The sequence below is a fragment of the Pseudomonas sp. MWU13-2105 genome (assembly GCF_023242315.1).
Lineage (GTDB): Bacteria > Pseudomonadota > Gammaproteobacteria > Pseudomonadales > Pseudomonadaceae > Aquipseudomonas.
The window spans coordinates 546,763-568,283 of the sequence record NZ_JALLIY010000001.1; the positions used below are offsets into that span (position 1 = coordinate 546,763).

Genomic DNA, 21,521 nt, shown 5'->3' on the forward strand with positions numbered 1-21,521 from the left:
TCGCAAGGCGGCAATTTGGCATCCCCTGATTGGTAATTTCTTGAACACCCCAGCCCGGCAGGAACTGGCTTGCCGACGATTGCGCGGCACGATGCAGCGCGGCTATTGCAGGTCATTACGATGCACCGCGCACCACGGCTATCGCCGGCAATCGAGCGGCGAGCGGCGCGCCGGCAGGACTCGCCTTACTCGTTTTTCCAGTTCAAATTCACCGTCTGGCTGGCCTCCCCATCGAGGACGACACCCTGCCTTTCTTCGTGACCATCACGCCGGCTGACCACCTCGTATTTGCCAGCAGGCAACTTGACGTACACCAGCGGCCCGACCTGGCTCAATGACAGTACCGACTCGCCCCCGGCCTTGTGGATCGTGATGTCGACATCGGGCACATATTCCCCTTTGGGGCCCGCGCTCAGGACAATATGCAGGTTATAACCACTGGTATGAAGCAATGCCTGGGTTTCATCTTCGCCGATCCCCCCCGTCAGGTAAGACACGCCGTTCTGGGTTTGCGGCGCTAACCGCACCGCCTCCTGGTTGATCGGTGCACTCTCACCTGCCGCCCAGACAGCCGGGGACGCCGCCAACAGCACCAGGCCAGGCAAGGCGCAGAGCAAAACAGCACGCATGGAGATCATGATGAACACTCCCTGGCTCCCGTGGAGCCTGAGTCTCATCCGTCAGGTTGGATTGGCGCCTGATTTCATTCGGCAGGCAGGCGTGGGCGCCTGGATGGCAAGTGCGCTGCGCGGACGAGGGGGATTTCACTTTGCAGCGAATGCGCTCTTTTGAGTCTAGTTCAGAGCGGCAACCTGCTTAGATCAATTTCAGCTCGGGTCGAGAGCGGATAACACTACCCGTCGCCAAACGCCCTGATGAAAGCGCCCGATGGACGACACCGGGCGGGCTCAGGCCGAGCGGGGGGACTCAAGCGCCGCTCAGGGCACTCAGATCCAGGCGTCCTTCGCTCAATGGCGGGCACCAGTAGTAGCCGCCGGTAATCGGCCGGCTGAAACGATACAAACCGTCGACGATGCCATCGTCCAGGCCGCTCATGCGCCGCAGCTGTGCCTCGAAGGCCGCAAAGGAATGACCGAACGCCAGGAACATCAGGCCGGCACCCTGCTCGTTCGACCAGGGCATCGAGCGACGCACCACGAAGGCCTCCGGGGCAAAGCTCTCCTGGGCGGTACGTTTGACGTGGGCGGACTCCGGCGCATCGTCCAGTTCCTCATTGTCGCTCTTGCGCCGCCCCATGATGTTGTCCTGCTCATGGGCTGGCAGCGCGGCGAAACCGTCCAGGTCATGCTGCCACTGCTGGATCGCGGCAAAGCTGCCGCCGTCCGCGGCGATCCCGGCCGCGACGGCGGCTTCGTCCAGCGGGTTCTCGGTGCCGTCCTCATAACCGGTCAGGTCGTGGCCGCTCTTGTGTCGGAACGCCTCGGTCATCTGCACCAACTTCAGGGCCGGCGCCAGCGCCTGCTCCAGCGCACGACTGCGGAGCAACAACTCGCCACGGTCCTCACCATGCAACCAGCACCACAGCGCATGCTGGGTCGACGGATTATCCACCCCCGCGCCAGTGATCACGGGAAAGGCCCGCAGCCCTTGGACATGAGCGCCCAGCGCCTGCACCAGCGACTCGCCAAAACCGACCACGGCGTGCTTTACATCCACCAGCCGGGTGAGATTGTCGAGTGCAGCCGGCAAGGCTTCGGCGGACTCAAGGGCGAAGAACAGGTGGCGCGCCTGCAAGGGCACAGGCTTGGCAAGAATGCCGGGCTGGTAGTGGCTCATAGGAACTCCTTCGGGAAAGCCCGGAGTTTACCTTTGTTGCGCCCGCTACGCTTGCAACAGGGGCGAGACCCGCCTCAGAGCTTGTGGGTCACGTAGCGACCACGCCCGGTTTTCTTGGCCTGGTACATGACGCGATCCGCGGTCAGCAGCAACGCATCGGCGGAGCTTTCGCCGCTGCCCAGGGCGATACCGATCGAGACGCCCAACTGGCAAACCGTACCGGCAATGAGAAAAGGCATGCTCAGCGCAGCAATGCACTTGGTGGCCACGGTGCTCACGGTTTCTTCGGCATCGGCGCCAAGATCGCTCAGCAGGACCACGAACTCATCGCCGCCAATGCGCGCCAGGGTGTCGCCGCCCCGCACAACGGCGCCAAAGCGCTTCGCCACTTGACGCAACACCTCGTCACCGGCCTCGTGTCCGAGGGTGTCATTGATCCGCTTGAAGCCATCGAGGTCCATGAACAACAAACCGACCTGCGTACCTTTGCGCTGGGCCTGGGCCAACACCTGGCGCAGGCGGCCAGAGAGGTGATGCCGGTTGGGCAAGCCGGTCAGGGTGTCGTGATGAGCGATTTTTTCGAGCTCCGCCTGTTTCTCGTTGAGCTTGAGCAACAAGCGATTGAACGCCGAGATCAAGTGACCGACTTCATCGTTACGCACCACCGGCAAGGGCGCATGCGGCAGTTCGTCGCGGGTCATGCAGTCCGCCTGCGCGGCGGCCTGGAACAGCGGACGAAAGACAAAGTACATGACGATGGAACAGATGATGCCGAACAGAAAAATCGAGGAGATCGCACCTTTGATCAAGAAACGCTGGGTTCGCTCAACGGTTGAAAACGCCTCATGGCCCGGCAGGCTGGCGACAATGAACCAGCCCATACTGGGGACGGAAACCATGGCGCGGACCTCTTCCCGGCCCTCGCCGTTGACTGTTATCCCGGTCCCGCGAAAACCCGCCATGGCCCGGTCCTGCAGGACATCGAGGCCAGGTGGCGAGGTCGGCTGGAGGCCCATCCCAAACCGGGAGGATTCGATCCGCAAGCGACTTTCCGGGAAAACCAGCTGGAACTCCCCGCTAGTGGTTCCCCCACGGCTCTGCAGCAAGGAATCAAGAAACCCGGGGGCCGACAGTGCCATCATGCCAACAAGGACGCCCCGCACCTCACCCGCCGCATTCCTGATAGGCGCGGAGATCGGCAGCATCGGTTCGGCATTGACCCGGCCCTCGATCGGCTGGCCGAAAAACAATTTACCGGCCAACCCGGCTTGAACATAATCACGATCCGTATAGTCGGTATCGGACGGCGCCTTCGGATCGGGGTAGCCCGCTACCCGCTTGCCACTGGCGTCGACGATGAAAACATCGATCGCGAGCAGGGCCTGGTAGGGTGAACGCTCTTTCAGCCAGACTCGCAGTTGTTCCGGCCGGGCCAGTAAGTCGAGGGGCACGCTGGCCGCGAGGCGCTCGATCAAGAGCCGACGCCGAATGACCTTGCTATCGACATCGTGCGCGACATAAGTCGCCAACGCCAACTGTTGGCCCTCCACGACGGCGCTCAGGTCCTCGCGCAGAAAGTTGGTCAACACGTAATAACGCACGATAGCGCCAGACACGACAATGCACAGCGCTAACACCAGCAATCGGGTCAATACGCTGTTGTAGATTCGGGCGAAGGTCAAAACTGCATGATGTTCTTTTGACATTATCGAAGTGTAACCGACGACATTGCACTTTTCGCTATTTTCCCCAACGCTGCGCAAACCTCGTAGCAAGGCCTAGCGCGGGCCGGATCGTGCTTGGCCCGCACGCACTGAACCTCTCTTGTCAGGAGCTGGACCATGTCAGACACCAGAAACGCCTCATTCGATGCCATTGCCCGGGAACTCGGCTACAGCTTCGACGGTGAAATGAAGATCGGCGGCAATTACGTTCCGGCGGTGCGCAACGATCTTGAAGTGTATGTCAGCGGGCAGATTCCGCGCGTCGACAATACCGTGATGGTGACCGGCCGGGTCGGCGCCGAGACCACACTGGAGCGGGCACGCCACGGGGCGCAGATCAGCACCATGCGCGCCCTGGCAATTTTGCGGCAGTTGCTCGACGGCGACCTGGGACAGATCAGGAAAGTCTTGCGTATCAATGTGTATGTGCAGAGCGCGGCGGACTTCACGCAACAGAGTGAAGTCGCCGACGGCGCGTCCGAGGTGTTGTATTCGGTATTCGGCGAAGCCGGGGTGCATACACGAACCTCGGTCGGGGTGTTCCAACTGCCGAAAAACGCCTCGGTCGAGGTGGATATGGTGGTGGCGCTCAATTAGTCAGCTGGTTGGCAAACTGCCCGACCGCATTGACCACCTTCTGCGCGCCGTCCTGGATCTCGACGATCACCGTGCCCGCCTCCGCCGCCAGCGCAAGACCCTCCTCGGCCTGGGTCTTGCCGCTGTTCATCAGCGACACCGCATCGCGCGCCATATCCTGGTTCTGCCGCACCACGCCGACGATCTCGTCCGTGGCCTGGCTGGTGCGCGAGGCCAACTGCCGCACTTCGTCCGCCACCACGGCAAATCCACGGCCCTGCTCACCCGCGCGCGCCGCCTCGATGGCCGCGTTGAGCGCCAGCAGGTTGGTCTGCTCGGCAATCCCGCTGATGGTCTTGACGATGCTACCGATCACCTGGGACTGCGCATTCAAGGCCTCGATGCCGTCGCTGGCGGTTTGCATATGCGCCGCCAGGTCGCGCATCACGTCCACGGCCTGGGTCACCACGGTGGTCCCGCGCTGGGCGGTGCTGTCGGTCTGCAAGGACGTGCTGTAGGCAATGTTCGCCGCTTCGGCCACCGCCTTCTCCTGGTTCACCTGGTCAGTGATCACGGTAGCGAACTTGACCACTTTGTAGAGCTTTTCATTGGCATCAAGCACCGGGTTATAGGATGCCTCCAGCCAGACCTCGCGACCACGGCTGTCGACCCGTTTGAAGCGCCCGGCGACGAACTCGCCGGCATTCAAGCGCTTCCAGAAGTCCTGGTATTCGGGGCTGTTGTATTCCGCCGGTTCACAGAACAGGCGGTGATGCTTGCCCTGGATCTGCGCCAGGTTGTAGCCCATGGCGTTGAGGAAACGGTCGTTGGCGGTGAGCACTTCACCGGCCAGGTTGAATTCGATCACGGCGGTGGAACGCAACAGCGCGCCGATCAGGTTTTCGTGCTCGCGGGACGACTCGATGGTCCGGGTCAGATCGTTGGAGTAAATCGAAAAATGGCGGATACGCCCCTGGGAGTCACGAATTGGCTGTAGGATCGAACGCAGCCAGGCTTCCTGCCCGTTGCCGCGCAACAAGCGCACCGCGCCGCTGAAATGCTCGCCCCGGGTCAGGGCATTCTTGAAGCGCTGGTGAAAATCCGAACGTTTGAGGTACTCCGGCACCAACTCATCCAGGCTACGGCCCACCAGCGAACCGCTCGGGTAGAGCATTTCCTGGGTGAAGTTCTGGTTGACCGATTCGATGCGACCGTCGGGGTCCAGGGTCAGCACGAGCATTTCCTGCTCCAGGCTGTCCTTGACTTGCTGGAGGCTGGAGAGTTCTTCGCGAAGAGCCGAGAGCTCCTGCTTCAAGCTTTTGTTAAACATGGGTGGCACCGATGGGCAAATGAAAGCGCGGGTAATCAGTCATTGGCATCGGCTTGGGCGGTTTTTTCTAAAGGCGGATCCCGGGTTATTTCCAGCGAGCAGCCAGCGGACAATTCGACTGAATTTTTCTCGCGCCTGGGGATCACTTTAGAACGACAAGGAAGCATCCCAGGGAGGATTCTCAAGTTTATGAGCACGGCAAAGCTTTTCGTTATCGACTACACCCTGCATGGCATTCCCAGGTCCTTCATTATCCGCTCGGAACACATGGACAATGCCGAGGCCTGGCACTGGGCCAGTTGCGATGCCGGCGTGGGCCGCATCGGCAAGTTCGGTCGCGAACGGGTGAAGAAAACCAGCAAGCCCATGGCCGAGAAATTCGGTATCGATGCAGTGAGCTGGCGCCAGGCCTGAGGCGCTCCCACCACGCGGCCAGGCAGCGCACTGCCCCTGACCGTGCGCTTATTCCGGCTTGAGCAATGCCTCGTAATCCGGGCTGATCTCCGCCAGGATCATCAAGGCCGCCGCCCCCAGCGCCACCGCATCGGGTCCGGCGGTGCCGAGTTGCAGACGTGGATATTCCCGGTCACCACGACTGCTGATGGAGCGGCTCAACGGCTCCAGGCTGTCCACCAGCCGGCCGAGGATCGCCGCCGGCAAAAAACCGCTGATCAGGATGGTCTGCGGATCGAGCAGCGACTCGAGGATGTTGATCGCCTGGCGCAGGGCCGGCACCGCCTCGTCGAGCCAGGCCTGGACACCGGCGGTAAAACGCGGCTCGCGCATGTCCCAGGCACTGATGTCCTGGTCGGCACGCTGGCCCAGATGTTCGAGCAGCGCGGCGATGGAGATGTAGCGCTCCAGGCAACCGTGGTTACCGCAATGACAGGCCTTGCCGCCAGGGACCACAGTCATGTGGCCGATTTCCCCGGCGTTGTGCCAGTGCCCGGAATACAGGCGATTACCCAGGTACAAACCGGCCCCCAGGCCGCTGCCGATAAACAGGTGGACGAAGTGCTGCAGGTCGCTGGCAATACCGTGCAGGCGCTCGCCCATGGTCGCCGCCGTGGCATCGTTTTCCAGAAGCACCGGCAGCCCGACGGCCTGTTGCAGGCGCAGGGCAATATCGGCTTCGTCCCAGCCGGACATCGCCGTCGGCCCCACCGCGGTCATGCCCTCGACACTGAACGGTCCCGGCAAGGCCACGCCGACGCCGAGGAAGCGGCCGCGGGGCAACTGCCGGCGAAACGCCGTTACCGTCTCGAGAATCAGCGGCAAGGCCTGATCGAAGCTGGGGTAGTTCACCGCCAGGGTGACCTGGGCGCGGGTATTGCCCAGCAGGTCGAGCATCACGCCGATGATCGAGTGCTGCGCCACATGAAAACCGAGGGCGTAACCCCCGTCGGGGTTGATCGACAACGGTACGGGTGGCTGGCCACGACCGATCTTCTCGGCCGCATGCACCAGGAGCATCCCCTCCTGCTCCAGTTCGGCAACGATGTTCGACACCGTCTGCGCGGTCAGCGAGGTCAGCCGCGTCAGGTCGGCGCGAGTCAGGCGTCCGCCCAGGCGAATGGCTTCGAGGATCACCCGGCGGTTGTGCAGGCGGGCGTGTTCAGCGTTGGTGCCGGTGGTCACCGTGCGGGTGTTCTGGAGACTTTTCATGGGCGGATGATCGGCGCTGCCAATTAATTAAATCAAGTTGAATTAATACTCGTGACGTGCTTTTCTATTGCCCAGGTCGCCGCGGTCCCAGGCGTCCAGAACCCATAACAATAACGATACCGAGTCGATGCAAGGCGTCGCCGGCACGCAGCACCTTCGCTACCTGCCCGTCACTTTCTGTCACTCGCGCAAGAGGACGTCACACCATGAGCAGCTCCAATCCCCCCGGGCAACGTTCGTCCGGCAGCAAACGCAAGATCGGCCTGTTTCCCGCCACGGCGATCAACATGAGCCAGATGTGCGGCGTCGGCCCGTTCATCACCATTCCCACCATGATCGTCATCATGGGCGGCCCACAGGCTTACCTGGGTTGGATCCTCGGCGCGCTGCTGGCCCTGTGCGACGGCCTGGTCTGGGCCGAGCTCGGCGCCTCGTTGCCGGGTGCCGGCGGCACCTACGTGTACCTGCGCGAGGCCTTCGGCAAACGCACCGGCAAGCTGCTGCCGTTCCTGTTCGTGTGGACCGCGATGCTGTTCATCCCGCTGATCATGTCCACCGGGATCATCGGTTTCGTGCAGTACCTGACCTGGTTCTGGCCGGACATGAGCCAGACCACCGGCAATCTCATCGGCCTGGTGCTGATCTGGCTGATCATCGTGCTGCTCTGGCGCAAGATCGAATCCATCGCGCGCCTGAGCATCGTGCTCTGGCTGATCATGCTGGTGAGCATCGCGGCACTGATCGCCGCGGCCTTTTCGCACTTCCATCCGGAGTTGGCCTTCAGCTTTCCCGAAGGCGCGTTCAACCTCGGCGACAGCAGTTTCTGGCTCGGCATGGCCGGTGGCCTGACCATCGGTATCTACGACTACCTGGGCTACAACACCTCGGCCTACCTGGCCGGGGAAGTCGAACAACCGGGCCGGGTGATTCCCAAGTCGATCGTCTGGTCGGTGCTCGGCATGCTGGTGATCTATCTGCTGATGCAGGTCGGCGTGCTCGGCGTGGTGGACTGGCACCGCATGCTCGATCAGAAGTCGGCGGCCTACAACTCGGTGGCCTCGGTGCTGCTCAGTGAAACCTGGGGCGACAGCGCCGCGGCGGTGGTCACCGTGCTGATCCTGATCACCGCCGTGGCCTCGGTGTTCGCCGGCCTGCTCGGTGGATCGCGGGTGCCGTTCGAGGCGGCGAAGGACAAGGTGTTCTTCAACGCCTTCAGCGTCACCCACCCCAAGCACGATTTCCCGGTCTACGGCATCCTGAGCATGGGCGTGCTGACCTCCGGCGGCTTCATGATCGGGCGCCTGACCGACCTCACCACCCTGATCCAGTTGCTGACCACGGTGATGATCCTGGTGCAGTCGGTGGCGCAGATCATTTCGCTGTTCGTGCTGCGCAAGACCAAGCCGCACCTGAGCCGTCCCTACACCATGTGGCTGTACCCGGTGCCGGCGGTGATCGCCCTGCTCGGCTGGGTCTACATTTACCTGGCGTCCAACCACAACGCCCCTGGCGCCTACCCGATCCAGTGGTCGCTGGTGTGGGTCGCGGCCGGTTGCGTGGCCTATCTGTTCTGGGCGCGGGTGCAACAACTCTGGCCCTTCAACAAGACAAGCGATACCCATGACGTACGAACCGCGGAATAACCCGGGCGCCACCGCGCCCAACCAAGGCGTGCTGCTGGCGATCGACGTCGGCGGCACCAAGACCCAGGTCGCCTGCTACGACCCGCTCAGCCAGCACTTGAGCACCCGCAAGCTGACCACCCATGCCGACGGCGTCCGTGGCGTGCCGGCCCTCGAGCGCATCCTCGCGGCGGCACGTGCCTGCATCGCCGACTTCGGCGCCTCGCGGGTGGCCAGCGTGGCCGCGGTGTTCCCCGGGGTGGTGCGCGGGCGCCGCTTGCTGATGGCGCCGAACACCCCGGGTTTCGAAGACCTCGACCTGCCGGCGCTGTTGGGCGAAGGCCTGGACACCCAGGCCGTGCTGCTCGACAACGACGTCAAGGCCGGCGCCCTGGCCGAGGCCCGCTGGGGTGCGCTGGCGGGGATCGACAACGCCATCTACCTCAACCTGGGCACCGGCCTGGCGGCGGCGGCCATCGCCAATGGTCGCTTGATACGCGGACAGAACGGCGCGGCCATGGAAATCGGCTACATGCTGGAGCCCTTTCTCGATCCGATGTACCCCGGGCTGTGGCGCACCCACGCGCAAGGCGCCGCGCCACTGGAAGAGTTTTTCTCGGGCGCCGCGCTGACCCGCCTGGCCACGGAAATGCTCGGCCATGGCCAGCGGGCCCTGGATCTGTTTGCCAGCGATGACCTGACGGTTCGCCAGGCACTGGAACGGCGCATCGCCGGCATGGCGGTGCAGGTCAGCAACCTCGCCGTGGCCCTCGACGTCGAGCGCATTGCCATCGGTGGCGGGCTGTTTCACCAGGCCTCGACCCTGGCGCCGGCGCTGAAACAACTGATCGGCCAGGTGGTGCCTTTTCCCCCGGAGATTGTCGCCGCCCACTTTACCCATGACGCGCCACTGTGGGGCGCCTTGAGCATGGCCATGGACGCCGCCGGCCTGAGCTTCATTCCCGGCGATCTTCTTTGCGTACCCGACAGCCCACGCGGCTGACGGACATCCAGGTATTTACGTTATGTCACTGATGCTCCAGGAAACCTTGTCGATACCCGCGGTCGTGCAGCGCATGCTCGACGATGACCACGCCATCGCCGCCCTCGGCGAACAGTTGGCCAGCGCGCTGCCAGAGTTGATCATCAGCGTCGCCCGCGGCAGCTCCGATCACGCGGCCGCCTACTTCGGCTACGCGATGATGAGCCAGGTCGGAATTCCCTGGCTGTCGATTCCGCTGTCGCTGGTGAGCCTGCAACAGCCGCCGCTGCGCCTGAAGCAGTGCTGGGTCGCCGCGCTGTCGCAATCGGGCAAGAGCCCGGACCTGATCGCCAGCGTGAACTACCTGAAACAACTGGGCGCCCGCGTGGCGGCGTTCGTCAATACCGCCGGGTCGCCGTTGGCCGCCGCCAGTGATGCCGAAGTGCTGTTGCCGGCCGGGCTGGAACAGAGCGTGGCCGCGACCAAAAGCTATGTCGCCATGCTGATGGCCGGGGTGCAGACCGTGGCGGCGCTGAGCGCCAGGCTGGGGCAGGACCATGGCCTTGGTGTCGCCCTGCAAGGCTTGCCCGCCGCCCTGGCGCGGGCGGTGGACGAGGACTGGTCGCTGGCCCTCGAGGTCTTGCGCCCGGTCGAGAAAATGGTGGTGATCGGACGCGGCCCGGCGCTGCCCATCGCCCAGGAGGCGGCACTGAAACTCAAGGAAACCTCGGGGATCCAGGCCGAAGCCTTTTCCAGCGCCGAGGTTCGCCACGGGCCAATGGAGATCATCGAGGCCGGTTATCCGGTCCTGCTCTTCGCCCCGTCCGGGCCCGAGCAGGCCGGCACCCTGGCGTTCGCCGAGGATATGCGCCAGCGTGGCGCCCAGGTCTTGCTGGTCGCGCCACGGGGCACGCCCGGCGCGAACCTGAGCAGCGTGCCGACGGCCCACCCATTGCTGGAGCCGTTCAGCATGATCCAGGGCTTTTACCTGATGGCGGCCAAACTGGCCGAACTGCGTGGTCGCAATCCCGACCAGCCACGGTTCCTCAAGAAGGTGACCGAGACGCACTGACTGCGCAAAGCCGCCAAGGACGGGTGCGACTCAGCAGCCGCGAACACTCGAAGTCTCGGCCGTCGCGGCTGCACGCGGACCGAAGTACAACGCGATCAGCACCCCGACGCCGCCCATCAGCGCGCAATAACCGACGCAGACCCACGGACTCCAGGGCATAAGGCCGATCAGCAACAGCGGTGTGGTGCTGGCCCAGAGTGCATAGGCGATATTGTAGGTAAAGGAAATACCGGAGACGCGGATGCGCGCCGGGAACAACCCCACCATCACCGAAGGCACCGCCCCCACCACGCCACAGGCCAAGCCCGCCAGGGCATAGGCCAGGCCAACCCAGTCCGCGCCATGGATCAGGCAGCTGTAGAGCAGCGCGATGCCAAGCGGCAGCATGGCGCTGTAGAACAACACCGCGCGCCAGGCACCGATCCGGTCGACCAACAGGCCCGCCAGCACGCAGCCAATGTTCAGGAAGACGATCCCCAGGCTGCTCAAGGCGAAGGTATGACTGGCACTCATGCCGAAGACTTTCTGCATCACGGTCGGGGTGACCACCACCAGCACCACCACCGCCGAGGTCAGCACACAGGTCAGCAACATCGCCGGCAGGATCGCCCGCCGGTGAGTGCGCAGGACCGCCTGCAGCGGCACCTCCTCGCCGGCTTCACGCCGTGCCTGCAGGGCCATGAACACCGGGGTTTCACTGAGCCAGCGGCGCAACCAGACCCCGATCACGCCGAACACCCCGCCCAGCAGGAACGGAAAACGCCAGGCGAAATCGAGGATTTCACCAGGGCTGTAGATCCGCGCCAGGGCGGTCGCGATCAAGGCACCCAGCAGATAGCCGAAGGTCAGCCCGGCCTGCAACACCCCCAGGGCATAACCGCGGTGCCCGGGCGGCGCGTGCTCGGCGACAAAGACCCAGGCGCTCGGTACCTCGCCGCCCACGGCCGCGCCTTGCAACACCCGCAGCAGCAACAGCAGCAATGGCGCCCAGTAACCGATCTGGGCATAGGTCGGCATGATCCCGATCAGCAGGCACGGCAGGGCCATCATCAGGATGCTCAGGCTGAAGACCCGCTTGCGCCCCAGGCGGTCGGCGAAGTGCGCCATCAGGATGCCGCCCAGCGGGCGCGCCAGATAACCGGTGACGAAAATCCCGAAGCTTTGCAGCAAGCGCAACCATTCGGGCATTTGCGGGGGAAAGAACAACTCGCTGAGGGTCAGGGCGAAGAACATGAAAATGATGAAGTCGTAGATTTCCAGCGCACCGCCCAACGCCGCCAGGCCCAGGGTCTTGTAGTCGGACCGGGCAAAACGACGGGCGTATGGAATCTGATCGGCAGTCATGAAAATACCCTGGCAACGTATTCGGCTACAGCATCGGCCGGTTCGTCAGCCGTTGCAAAAAATCGGAGGATACCTGAGTTTGCCAAAGGCATTGGGCCGACCTCGCCAATGGCCGCCGGAGAAGCAATATCACTCTGCTATTAACGAGAATCGGAAAATGCCCCGGGATTGATTTATCGTGGGCACCTGCCCGCACGTTGCGCCCCCATCGCCGCGCCTGCGGCGCCCCAATAAAATCAAGAACAAGAGGACCTTCCAATGGCCGCTGACATCGAAACCAGCCGCTACGCCCGCTTTGCCCTGCGCTGCTCGAACTGGGCCGAGCGCTGGTTTCCCGACTCCTGGGTGTTTGCCGCACTGGCGGTGATAGTCGTGGCCCTGGCCACCCTGGCCATCGGCGCCAAGCCGAGTGAAGCGGCGATGGCCTTCGGCGACGGTTTCTGGAGCCTGATCCCCTTCACCATGCAGATGGCCTTCGTGGTGATCGGTGGTTATGTGGTCGCCAGTTCACCCCCGGCGGTGAAGCTGATCGACCGTCTGGCCCGGATCCCGAAGAACGGCCGCTCGGCGGTGGCCTGGGTCGCGCTGATTTCCATGGTCGCCTCGCTACTGAACTGGGGCCTGTCCCTGGTCTTCGGCGGCTTGCTGGTCCGCGCCCTGGCGCGCCGCACGGACCTGCGCATGGACTACCGCGCCGCCGGTGCCGCGGCCTACCTGGGCCTGGGCGCCGTCTGGGCCCTCGGGCTGTCCTCGTCCGCCGCGCAGTTGCAGGCCAACCCGGCCAGCCTGCCGCCGTCGATCCTGTCGATCACCGGGGTGATCCCGTTCACCCAGACCATCTTCCTCTGGCAGTCCGGCGTGCTCCTGCTGGCGCTGATCGTGGTCTCGCTGGTGATCGCCTACGCCACCGCACCGGGTCCCGACTCGGCCCGGGATGCCAAGGCCTGCGGCGTCGATCCGAGCTTCAACCTGCCGCCCCTGAGCACCCGCACACGCCCCGGCGAATGGCTGGAATACAGCCCGCTGCTGACCATCCTGCTGGCCCTGCTGGCCGCCGGCTGGCTGTTCCATGAGTTCTCGAGCAAACCGGCGATCAGCGCCATTTCCGGCCTGAACACCTACAACTTCCTGTTCCTGATGGTCGGCGCGCTGCTGCACTGGCGCCCGCGCAGCTTCCTCGACGCCGTGGCCCGGGCGGTGCCAACCACCACCGGCGTACTGATCCAGTTCCCGTTGTACGGTTCCATCGCGGCGCTGATGACCACCGTCAAGGGCGGCGACGCGCTGACCCTGGCCCATCACATCTCGACCTTCTTTACCCAGATCGCCTCCCACGACACCTACGCGTTGCTGATGGGGGTGTACTCGGCGGTGCTCGGTTTCTTCATTCCTTCCGGTGGCGGCAAATGGATCATCGAGGCGCCCTATGTGATGCAGGTGGCCAATGACCTGAAATACCACCTGGGCTGGGCAGTGCAGATCTACAACGCCGCCGAGGCGCTGCCGAACCTGATCAACCCTTTCTACATGTTGCCGCTGCTGGGCGTGCTGGGGTTGAAGGCGCGGGACCTGATCGGTTTCTCCTTCGTACAGTTGCTGGTGCATGCGCCATTGGTACTGTTCCTGCTCTGGGCACTGGGGACCACCCTGGCGTACAACGGGCCGGTAATGCCGTAGCCTGCCCGTGCGTTCGGGTTGAACACCCAAGCGGATTCAAGGGCGCTGGTTGCCAGCGCTCTTGCTACACACCGCGACCTGAAAACCAGCCAGGGACGCGCAAGCTTAAAAACGACGACGCTAATGGTCACAATGCTGAATTAATGCTGAACAAGCCTGCAAGAACGCAAATTCCCCGAGTTAACGATTACCTCATGTATTAGTCTGTCCGGACAAACCGGCACGATCGTACCACTGCTTTTTTCCGAGCGTGCCCTGCCCCACCCGTCGTGTGTCAAGGTGGACAAATCATGGACCATTGGAAAGAAGAGCAACTGCGGCTTCTGGGTTCAACGCAGGACGAGCAGGAACTGCTCGAACTCCTGCCCGGCCTGGTCAGGCAACTGGGCTATCCCTACTACCGCTATGTCAGACTGAGTCACGGGGCCGAACCCTGGATAACGAACAACTATCCCGAGGAATGGAACCAGCACTATCAAGACCTGAATCTCCGCGAAATCGACCCGGTGCTGACCCGGGTCCGACATTCGCACCTGCCGGTGTTCTGGTCGCCGGAGATGTTTGCCAAGACCCCCGCGTTCTGGAAGAAGAAACAATCGTTTGGCATACGCCATGGCTGGTCCCAGGCGGTGCAGCACGTTCAGGGTCACCAGAGCATCCTGTGCGTCGCCCGTTCCGAGGGGGAAATCGATCGCCATGAGTTCTACCACCACGCCGGACCGATCCTGTGGCTGTGCAACGTCCTGCATTCGGCGGCCACCCGCGACCTGGTCAGCACGCCCGCGCACCTGCTGTCGCCTCGGGAAGTCGAGGTGTTGAAGTGGTCGGGCGCAGGCAAGACGGCACCGGAAATCGCCCGCTTGCTCGAGCTCAACGTGCGCACCGTGAACTTCCATATCGCCAACGCGATCACCAAGACCGGCACCACCAACAAAGTCGCGGCAATGGTCGCGGCGATTCAGTCCGGGGCCCTGTAAGCCTCCTGGAAAAACTCACACCTCGGCAAAATTCCGTAACGCAATCCCTGCCCCATCCCCTCGACAATAGGCATACTGCCCGGCGGCGGAAAGGATCTGTCGCCGTTCCGTCATATTGCATTGCTAAGTTGCGATGCGAAATATTTTGATACGTCAAACCCAGCCAGCAGGAACCCAGGATGAGTGACGAGAAAGACCTCGACCAGTCGCAAGCGCCCGAAACCGATAACCCCACTGACACCAGCCGTCGCCGCTTTCTCGGTGGCGTGGCGGTGCTGGGTGTTGGTGCGACGCTGACCGCCTGCGGTTCCCCGAGCGCGCCCGACAAGCCGGACAGCCGCGAGTTGTCGGGCGCCGAGCTGGACAAGGCGTTGCGCGACCAGGTGAAAACCGTGGTGGTGATCTACGCCGAGAACCGCAGCTTCAACAACCTGTTCGCCGACTTCCCCGGCCTCGAGAAACCCTTGTCGGCCCTCGCGCCCGCGGACTACCAGCAACGCGATCGCGATGGCAGCCTGCTGCAGAGCCTGCCGCCGGCCTGGGGCGGTGTCCTGCAGCTTGGCCCGCAAACCGTCGACGGCGTGACCTATCCGGCGGAAACCCAGTTCCAGCAGAACCTGCCCAACGCGCCGTACGCCCTCAAGGGCCCGAGCGGCGAGGACCTGCCCCTGAGCCTGGTCACCCGCGACCTGTGGCACGTGTTCTACCAGAACCAGATGCAGATCAACGGCGGCAAGAATGACCAGTTCGTCGCCTGGGCCGACTCCGGTGGCCTGACCATGGGCCACTACGCCCAGAACCGCTACTCGCTGCGCCTGTGGGACGTGGCCAAGGAGTTCGTGCTCTGCGACAACTTCTTCCAGGGCGCCTTCGGCGGTTCGTTCCTCAATCACCAATACCTTATCAGCGCGGCCGTGCCCTTCTACCCGGATGCCGCCAACTCGGTGGCCAAGCCGCAGATCGCCACCCTGCAAAGCGACAACCCGCTCGACACGCGCTTGAAGCCGTTGGACAAATCCCCGGCCAGCGCCATGACCGGCGCGCCGCAGTTCGGCCCCAGCGCACTGACGCCGGATGGCTACGCGGTCAACACCATGGCCCCGCCCTACTGGCCGACCTGGATCCGCGACCCGGAACATCCGGACTATGCCAAGCCGGGCTTGCCCACGGTGCTGGTGCCCCAGGTCCACGAACACATCGGCGACAAGCTGTCGAAGAAGAACATCGACTGGGCCTGGTACGCCGGCGCCTGGCAGGTCACCCTGGACCAGTTCAAGGACTCGGGCGGCATTCCGAAGATCCCGAACTTCCAGTACCACCATCAGCCGTTCAACTACTTCAAGCAGCAGGGGCCGGAAAACCCCGGCGAGCGCGCCAAGCGCCTGCGCGATGGCGGGCTGGGTGACGAGTCGAGCAGCAACAAGTTCCTCGCCGATGCCCAGGCCGGCAAGCTGCCAGCGGTGACCTTCTATAAACCCCAGGGCAACCTGAACATGCACGCCGGTTACGCCGACATAGCGTCCGGTGACCGGCATATCGACCGCGTGTTGAAAGTGCTGCGCGAAAGCCCGCAATGGAAAAACATGGTGGTGGTGGTGACCGTCGACGAAAACGGCGGCTGGTGGGACCACGTGGCACCGCCGCAAGGCGATCGCTGGGGCCCGGGCACACGGGTTCCAGCCCTGGTGGTTTCACCCTTCGCCCGCAAGGGCACGGTGGATCACACGGTGTATGACACCGCTTCGATCCTGCGCTTGATCACCCGGGTGTTCCAACTGGAGAAACTCGACGGTCTCAAGCAGCGCGATGAGGCGATGGTCGGCCGTGGCCAGAAGCCGATGGGGGATCTGACCAACGCCTTGCGCTTTACGGTCTGAGACCGGCACTCAGAGGAGTCGATGGCTGGCCCATGCTCCTCTCGCCCCGCCCTGCGGGAGCCAGGCTCCCGCAGTTGCCGTCATGCCCGACGGCGCTCAAACAATAGCCTAGAGCCACTATCCGCTTTACCCCCTCCGCACTCCGGTAATATCCTTGCCCGATAGTATTCTGTTTCAGAATTTTACCGAGCGAAAAGGGAGTTCGTCGTAATGATCGTAGGGATTGACCTGGGGACCACCAACAGCCTCGTTGCCGTCTGGCGTGGAGATGCCAGCGAGTTGGTACCCAATGCCCTCGGCCAGTTTCTCACACCCAGCGTGGTCGGCCTGGACGATGAAGGTCGGGTACTGGTCGGGCAGGCGGCGAAAGAGCGGCTGCATACCCACTCCCAGAGCACCACCTCACTGTTCAAGCGCCATATGGGCAGCGCCCAGGAAGTACGCCTGGGCGATCGCCTTTTCCGCCCCGAGGAACTGTCCGCCCTGGTGCTCAAAAGCCTCAAGGAAGACGTCGAACGTGCCTACGGCAAAACCGTGCACGAAGCCGTGATCAGCGTCCCGGCCTACTTCAGCGATGCCCAGCGCAAGGCCACCCGTATCGCCGGCGAGCTGGCGGGCCTGAAAGTCGAAAAGCTGATCAACGAACCCACCGCCGCCGCCCTCGCCTATGGCCTGCACCAACGCGACAAGGAGACCTCGTTCCTCGTCTTCGACCTCGGCGGCGGCACGTTCGACGTGTCGATCCTTGAACTCTTCGATGGGGTCATGGAGGTCCGCGCCAGCGCCGGCGACAACTTCCTCGGCGGCGAGGATTTCGATAGCGTCTTGCTCGATTACTTTATCGACAGTCAACGCGGGGCCGCGGACTTCCCCGCCCCGGCAAGCGTCAGCCAGGCACTGCGGCGCGAAGCCGAGCGTGTACGCAAGGCGTTGGGCCAGGATGCCAGCGCCGAGTTCTGCCTGCGTGTCGACGGCCGGCAATGGAGCCGGAGCATTACCCAACAACAATTGGCCGAACTCTACGCACCGCTGCTGGAACGCCTGCGCGGCCCTATCGAACGGGCGTTGCGCGATGCCCGGATCCGGGTCAACGACCTGGACGAAATCCTCCTGGTGGGCGGCACCACGCGCATGCCACTGGTGCGCAAGCTCGCCGCCGGCCTCTTTGGTCGCTTCCCGTCCATCAGCCTCAATCCGGACGAAGTCGTGGCCCACGGCGCCGCGGTTCAGGCCGCCCTGAAGGCGCGCGCCGCCGCACTGGAAGAAGTGGTACTGACCGACGTCTGTTCCTACACACTCGGCATCGAAACCTCCCATCAGTTCGGCCAGCAGATCGACAGCGGGCACTACCTGCCCATCATCGAGCGCAACAGCATCGTACCGGTCAGCCGAGTCAAGCGCGTGTGTACCCTGCAAGACAACCAGGCCGTGGTCCTGCTGAAAATCTACCAGGGAGAAAGCCGCCTGGTCCGTGACAACGTCTTTCTTGGCCAACTGGAAATAGCGGTGCCCAAGCGCAAGGCCGGCGAGGTCGCGCTGGATGTGCGCTTCACCTACGACAACAACGGCCTGCTCGAGGCCCAGGTCAATATTCCACTGACCAGCGAACAACACTCGCTGATCATCGAGAACAACCCCGGCGTGCTCTTGCCGGAAGAGATCGAGCAGCGCTTGCAGGCCTTGGCCCTACTCAAAGTGCACCCACGCGACCAACAGGTGAACACGGTCTTGACCGCGCGCCTGGAACGTCTCTACCAGGAAAGCCTGGGCGAGTTGCGCGAGCAGATTGGCCGATGGGCCGGACAATTCCAGCAGGTGCTGGACAGCCAGGACGAACGACGTATTCGCGAGGCCCGCCAGGAGTTGCTCGAACAGCTGGATAAACTGGACAACGGTATCTGGCACTGACAGGAGTCGCGGGATGAATTGCTGGACACTGTTGCAACTGCCGGAAGACGCCGATGAGCGCAGCATCAAGCGTAGCTACGCGCGACTGCTGAAAAGCAATCGCCCGGATGAAGATGCCGAAGGCTTTCAACGCCTGCGCGAGGCTTATGAAAACGCACTGGAGATCGCCCGCTGGCGGGACGAATCCGCCACGGCAGAAGTGCAGCACCTGCCGGTGAGCAGCTTGGCCGCCGAACCGCTGGAACACCCGCGACAGTACGAATGGTCCCGGCCCGCGGAGATCCAGCCACCGGGCACGGGAGCGGCAGCCCCGGTCCGCGATGATCCGGTTCCGGCCCTGCTGGCCGATCTCACCGAACAAAACCTGCCCGAGCGTTGGCAGCAAGCCCGGCAACAACAATGCGCCGACGCGTTCCAACAGGCGTTGCTGCGGCTGTGTTTCGAACAACCGGGATTGCGCAGCCCAATCGCCGCCTGGGCCGTTCAACACCTGGAATGGTTGACGCCCTGGCAAACCGTGGGAATGACCCCCTGGCAAATTGAAGCCTTGTCCACCGGCTTGCTGCAGGAGTATCGACAGAGCCTGCAGGATCTGCTCGAAGCCGGGCAGGAACGCCCGTTCCTCCAGCAGCTGAAAGGCTACCTGCAACAGCCCTGGATGAAGATCTTCGACCGCAGCCAGGAATGGCAACGGATTGTGCTGCAGTTGCTGAACGAGACCCAATGGAGCCTGCCACTGTTCGAGCGGGTTTGTCAGGCATTCGGCTGGGACGACAAGACCGGGGTGACCCCCGAGCCACTCTGGGTCTGGCAATCACTGAACAGACGCTGCGAACGCGAAGCTTTCTATCAGGAACTGCAAACCAGGGCCTTGAACCATTTCAACGGGGGACCCGCGCAAAAAGCCGCCTTCCTGCTGCTGACACCCCTGTCTCTCTGGCAACAGGGCCGGGAATTCAAGAACTTTACCCAGAATCATTGGCAGGCCTGCCAGGATCTTTCCGATCAACTTGCCCACAGGTATCCGGAACTTATCGAACGCCTGCCAAATCGCGACGTCTTTTTTTGGCGCCAGTTCCTGCCGCGCTCCGTGCCACCCTCCAGCTGGCGATGGTTATGGGCCGGCTGCTCGCTGGCGGTGACGCTGTCAACGCTGCCCTCATGGCAAGCCTGGCAAGCCAAGGGCACGTTATGGACTAGTCTGATGACGTCACTGCTGACCGGCCTGGTCCCGGTGATTATCGGCGTCTACGCGATGCGTTTTTGGCAACCCATGTGCTGGCATCTGATGACGATCGATTTGTGGCTGAGCCAGCATCTGTTGCCCAAACGCATCAACCCGACCCGGCATTGGCTGGTCATTCGCCATGGTCTGCCGCAGGTGTTGATTGCGCTGCTGTTCCTGGCCTGGTCGGGTGGCCTGGGCATGGCGACATTCATCGGCATCGGCGCCATCGGCCTGTTCGACAACAAACGCCCGCGTTGCGAACGCCCCGACTCGATCTGGCGACACCCCGGGCAGGCCATCCTGCACGTCACCCAGTGGAGCCCCCTGCAGTTGGGATTCTTCCTGCTGATGTTGTGCATCACCGTCACTTGCCTGCTGGTGGTCCCCGGCTATCCGCTGACCGCAGGCAGCAGGCGATAAAGTCCGGGGGAATGCCTACGCTGGGTCAGGGATATCAAGTACAAGAAAAATCACAGTTTCCCCATAACGGGAAAATACCACCTGCCGCAGTATGAGCAGTCACTTCACCCGATGGCCAACGCTGAAAAGGATCTGAGCATGTCAAAAATCGCTGTATTGACGAGTACCTTAGCCGCACTCACCCTGAGTACCCTCGCCCACGCCGATGTCGAAATGAAACTGGGTAGCCGGGAACGCGTCACCCAACTCTTCGCCTACCCCAACAATTGCAGCGTCATCTGCTTTCGCCCCTGGACCCTGGAACAGACCGCCGAGCACTATCTGAACCAGAGCGTGAAGCGTGATGGCTACCCCAACGCCAAGGTGACGGTGAAAGCCGACGCCGGCCAACTCTATGCCCACTTCAGCGGCGTGCCGAACGGTTATGACAAACCGCTGGCGCAACTGCTCGACGCCGGCGAACTGGCCTACAAAGGCGCCTCCAAGCTGAATGTCGACGGTAAATGGGCCTACAACTGGTACCTGTTCCTGCCGCTGGGCCTGGCCTTGGACAACCGCAAGAGTGTCGAACTGCTGCATTTCCCGCCGGATTACTCGTTGACCCAGGCCCAGGACTACCTGGAGTCGGCCACCACCGACCGCTGGGCCGAGCTGCTGACCGACAACGGCATCCCCAAGGATCAGACGCCGGGTTACCAAACCATCATCGACATCGCCCCGATTGCCGCGCCGTCCAACGCCGGCAGCACCCTGGAAACCGTCTACAGCTACTTCACCGACTACCAGACCACCATGGTCAAGGAAGTCAGCATCACCGCCAAGGGCAAGGCGTTACCGATGGTGGCCTTCGGTGCACCGGTGCGGAACTGGATCAAGCAGCAATATGGCGCGGACGTCGGTGTGCTACAGCTGGGTCTCATCCGCCCGACAGCGGGGACGATAGTACCGGTATTGGGCTCCAACCACCCGAGCTACATCTGGTACGCGGCAGATCCGGCCAGCTATGGCGGCGACCAGGCGAAAGCCGATGCGGCGGGCTTGAAGGTGATGGGACAGGACTTGAGCGCCGCTTGCTGGCAGGCCGGCATGGGCCAGAAACCGGACAGCGATCCGGCGGCGCAGCTGAAAAGCTGTACCGACAACTGGCAGGTGACCAACACGCAGAAAACCTGCGTGCTGTTCTATGAATCGATACGCAAACTGTCGCAAGCCGATGCCGAGAAGAAATGCTCGACCACGGAGATCAAGACGCAGCTCAACCAGTTGAAGAAACCGGCGCCGGCGCCAGTGACGGCGATGCCGGTCATCTGACCGCGCAAGGC

17 protein-coding genes are annotated in these 21,521 nt (G+C 63.0%); 11 read left to right on the top strand and 6 right to left on the bottom strand.

The annotated features are described in order from the left end of the window. Window positions 1-185: 185 nt before the first annotated feature. From M5B96_RS02580 to M5B96_RS02590, 3 genes are all read right to left on the bottom strand, one after another. Window positions 186-647 carry a carboxypeptidase regulatory-like domain-containing protein gene (locus M5B96_RS02580; RefSeq protein ID WP_412548574.1) on the bottom strand — a complete coding sequence of 154 codons (462 nt, stop codon included), beginning with the start codon at window positions 645-647 and terminating at the stop codon, window positions 186-188. Between the two features lie 280 nt (window positions 648-927). After that, complete coding sequence (locus tag M5B96_RS02585; protein WP_248794928.1) at window positions 928-1,797, bottom strand: Dyp-type peroxidase; 870 nt, start codon at window positions 1,795-1,797, stop codon at window positions 928-930. Between the two features lie 74 nt (window positions 1,798-1,871). Further along, window positions 1,872-3,479 (bottom strand): sensor domain-containing diguanylate cyclase, encoded by a 1,608-nt coding sequence (locus M5B96_RS02590; protein ID WP_248794929.1) that lies wholly within the window; start codon window positions 3,477-3,479, stop codon window positions 1,872-1,874. Window positions 3,480-3,638: 159 nt separating this feature from the next. Between M5B96_RS02590 and M5B96_RS02595 the strand changes: the two genes are divergently transcribed. Continuing rightward, complete coding sequence (locus M5B96_RS02595) at window positions 3,639-4,118, top strand: RidA family protein (RefSeq protein ID WP_248794930.1); 480 nt, start codon at window positions 3,639-3,641, stop codon at window positions 4,116-4,118. Here M5B96_RS02595 and M5B96_RS32585 read toward each other — a convergent pair. After that, the gene (locus M5B96_RS32585; RefSeq protein ID WP_318654821.1) at window positions 4,111-5,427 is read right to left on the bottom strand and encodes a PAS domain-containing methyl-accepting chemotaxis protein; all 1,317 of its coding nucleotides are present in this window, start codon (window positions 5,425-5,427) and stop codon (window positions 4,111-4,113) included. The genes M5B96_RS02595 and M5B96_RS32585 overlap by 8 nt on opposite strands. 189 nt (window positions 5,428-5,616) lie before the next feature. Between M5B96_RS32585 and M5B96_RS02610 the strand changes: the two genes are divergently transcribed. Then, entirely contained in the window at window positions 5,617-5,841 is a 225-nt protein-coding gene (locus M5B96_RS02610) for a DUF6555 family protein (RefSeq protein WP_248794931.1), read from the top strand. 48 nt (window positions 5,842-5,889) lie between these two features. Here the strand turns inward: M5B96_RS02610 and M5B96_RS02615 are convergent, their stop codons facing one another. Further along, window positions 5,890-7,092, bottom strand: a complete 1,203-nt coding sequence (locus M5B96_RS02615) for an ROK family transcriptional regulator (protein ID WP_248794932.1) — start codon at window positions 7,090-7,092, stop codon at window positions 5,890-5,892. Between the two features lie 206 nt (window positions 7,093-7,298). Here M5B96_RS02615 and M5B96_RS02620 point away from each other — a divergent pair, with 206 nt between their 5' ends. Genes M5B96_RS02620 through M5B96_RS02630 form a run of 3 tightly spaced genes read left to right on the top strand, consistent with a single transcriptional unit; the run spans window position 7,299 to window position 10,768 of the window. Continuing rightward, window positions 7,299-8,735, top strand: a complete 1,437-nt coding sequence (locus M5B96_RS02620) for an APC family permease (protein WP_248794933.1) — start codon at window positions 7,299-7,301, stop codon at window positions 8,733-8,735. Next, the gene (locus M5B96_RS02625) at window positions 8,713-9,717 is read left to right on the top strand and encodes an ROK family protein (RefSeq protein ID WP_248794934.1); all 1,005 of its coding nucleotides are present in this window, start codon (window positions 8,713-8,715) and stop codon (window positions 9,715-9,717) included. The genes M5B96_RS02620 and M5B96_RS02625 overlap by 23 nt, the downstream gene beginning before the upstream one ends. A gap of 22 nt (window positions 9,718-9,739) precedes the next feature. After that, entirely contained in the window at window positions 9,740-10,768 is a 1,029-nt protein-coding gene (locus M5B96_RS02630) for an SIS domain-containing protein (RefSeq protein WP_248794935.1), read from the top strand. A 30-nt stretch (window positions 10,769-10,798) separates the two neighbouring features. Here the strand turns inward: M5B96_RS02630 and M5B96_RS02635 are convergent, their stop codons facing one another. Continuing rightward, window positions 10,799-12,112: an MFS transporter gene (locus tag M5B96_RS02635; RefSeq protein ID WP_248794936.1), complete on the bottom strand. Its 1,314-nt coding sequence runs from the start codon at window positions 12,110-12,112 to the stop codon at window positions 10,799-10,801. Window positions 12,113-12,370: 258 nt separating this feature from the next. Here M5B96_RS02635 and M5B96_RS02640 point away from each other — a divergent pair, with 258 nt between their 5' ends. The 6 genes from M5B96_RS02640 (at window position 12,371) to M5B96_RS02665 (ending at window position 21,510) form a co-directional block, all read left to right on the top strand. After that, complete coding sequence (locus M5B96_RS02640) at window positions 12,371-13,789, top strand: short-chain fatty acid transporter (RefSeq protein WP_248794937.1); 1,419 nt, start codon at window positions 12,371-12,373, stop codon at window positions 13,787-13,789. Between the two features lie 290 nt (window positions 13,790-14,079). Next, window positions 14,080-14,766, top strand: a complete 687-nt coding sequence (locus M5B96_RS02645) for an autoinducer binding domain-containing protein (protein WP_248794938.1) — start codon at window positions 14,080-14,082, stop codon at window positions 14,764-14,766. A gap of 179 nt (window positions 14,767-14,945) precedes the next feature. Then, complete coding sequence (gene acpA, locus M5B96_RS02650) at window positions 14,946-16,643, top strand: acid phosphatase (RefSeq protein WP_248794939.1); 1,698 nt, start codon at window positions 14,946-14,948, stop codon at window positions 16,641-16,643. A 210-nt stretch (window positions 16,644-16,853) separates the two neighbouring features. Then, a complete protein-coding gene (locus tag M5B96_RS02655) occupies window positions 16,854-18,551 on the top strand; it encodes a molecular chaperone HscC (RefSeq protein WP_248794940.1) in 1,698 nt (565 codons plus the stop codon). Window positions 18,552-18,564: 13 nt separating this feature from the next. Then, on the top strand, window positions 18,565-20,199 hold the full coding sequence (locus M5B96_RS02660; protein ID WP_248794941.1) for a J domain-containing protein: 1,635 nt from the start codon (window positions 18,565-18,567) through the stop codon (window positions 20,197-20,199). Between the two features lie 138 nt (window positions 20,200-20,337). Beyond that, window positions 20,338-21,510 (top strand): hypothetical protein, encoded by a 1,173-nt coding sequence (locus M5B96_RS02665; protein WP_248794942.1) that lies wholly within the window; start codon window positions 20,338-20,340, stop codon window positions 21,508-21,510. Window positions 21,511-21,521 lie beyond the last annotated feature (11 nt).

Bases quoted from the DNA above. Each gene is read 5' to 3' on its own strand.
- M5B96_RS02585 (WP_248794928.1), bottom strand. From the start codon at position 1,797: ATGAGCCACTACCAGCCCGGCATTCTTGCCAAGCCTGTGCCCTTGCAG.
- M5B96_RS02595 (WP_248794930.1), top strand. From the start codon at position 3,639: ATGTCAGACACCAGAAACGCCTCATTCGATGCCATTGCCCGGGAACTC.
- M5B96_RS32585 (WP_318654821.1), bottom strand. From the start codon at position 5,427: ATGTTTAACAAAAGCTTGAAGCAGGAGCTCTCGGCTCTTCGCGAAGAA.
- M5B96_RS02610 (WP_248794931.1), top strand. From the start codon at position 5,617: ATGAGCACGGCAAAGCTTTTCGTTATCGACTACACCCTGCATGGCATT.
- M5B96_RS02615 (WP_248794932.1), bottom strand. From the start codon at position 7,092: ATGAAAAGTCTCCAGAACACCCGCACGGTGACCACCGGCACCAACGCT.
- M5B96_RS02620 (WP_248794933.1), top strand. From the start codon at position 7,299: ATGAGCAGCTCCAATCCCCCCGGGCAACGTTCGTCCGGCAGCAAACGC.
- M5B96_RS02625 (WP_248794934.1), top strand. From the start codon at position 8,713: ATGACGTACGAACCGCGGAATAACCCGGGCGCCACCGCGCCCAACCAA.
- M5B96_RS02630 (WP_248794935.1), top strand. From the start codon at position 9,740: ATGTCACTGATGCTCCAGGAAACCTTGTCGATACCCGCGGTCGTGCAG.
- M5B96_RS02635 (WP_248794936.1), bottom strand. From the start codon at position 12,112: ATGACTGCCGATCAGATTCCATACGCCCGTCGTTTTGCCCGGTCCGAC.
- M5B96_RS02640 (WP_248794937.1), top strand. From the start codon at position 12,371: ATGGCCGCTGACATCGAAACCAGCCGCTACGCCCGCTTTGCCCTGCGC.
- M5B96_RS02645 (WP_248794938.1), top strand. From the start codon at position 14,080: ATGGACCATTGGAAAGAAGAGCAACTGCGGCTTCTGGGTTCAACGCAG.
- acpA (WP_248794939.1), top strand. From the start codon at position 14,946: ATGAGTGACGAGAAAGACCTCGACCAGTCGCAAGCGCCCGAAACCGAT.
- M5B96_RS02655 (WP_248794940.1), top strand. From the start codon at position 16,854: ATGATCGTAGGGATTGACCTGGGGACCACCAACAGCCTCGTTGCCGTC.
- M5B96_RS02660 (WP_248794941.1), top strand. From the start codon at position 18,565: ATGAATTGCTGGACACTGTTGCAACTGCCGGAAGACGCCGATGAGCGC.
- M5B96_RS02665 (WP_248794942.1), top strand. From the start codon at position 20,338: ATGTCAAAAATCGCTGTATTGACGAGTACCTTAGCCGCACTCACCCTG.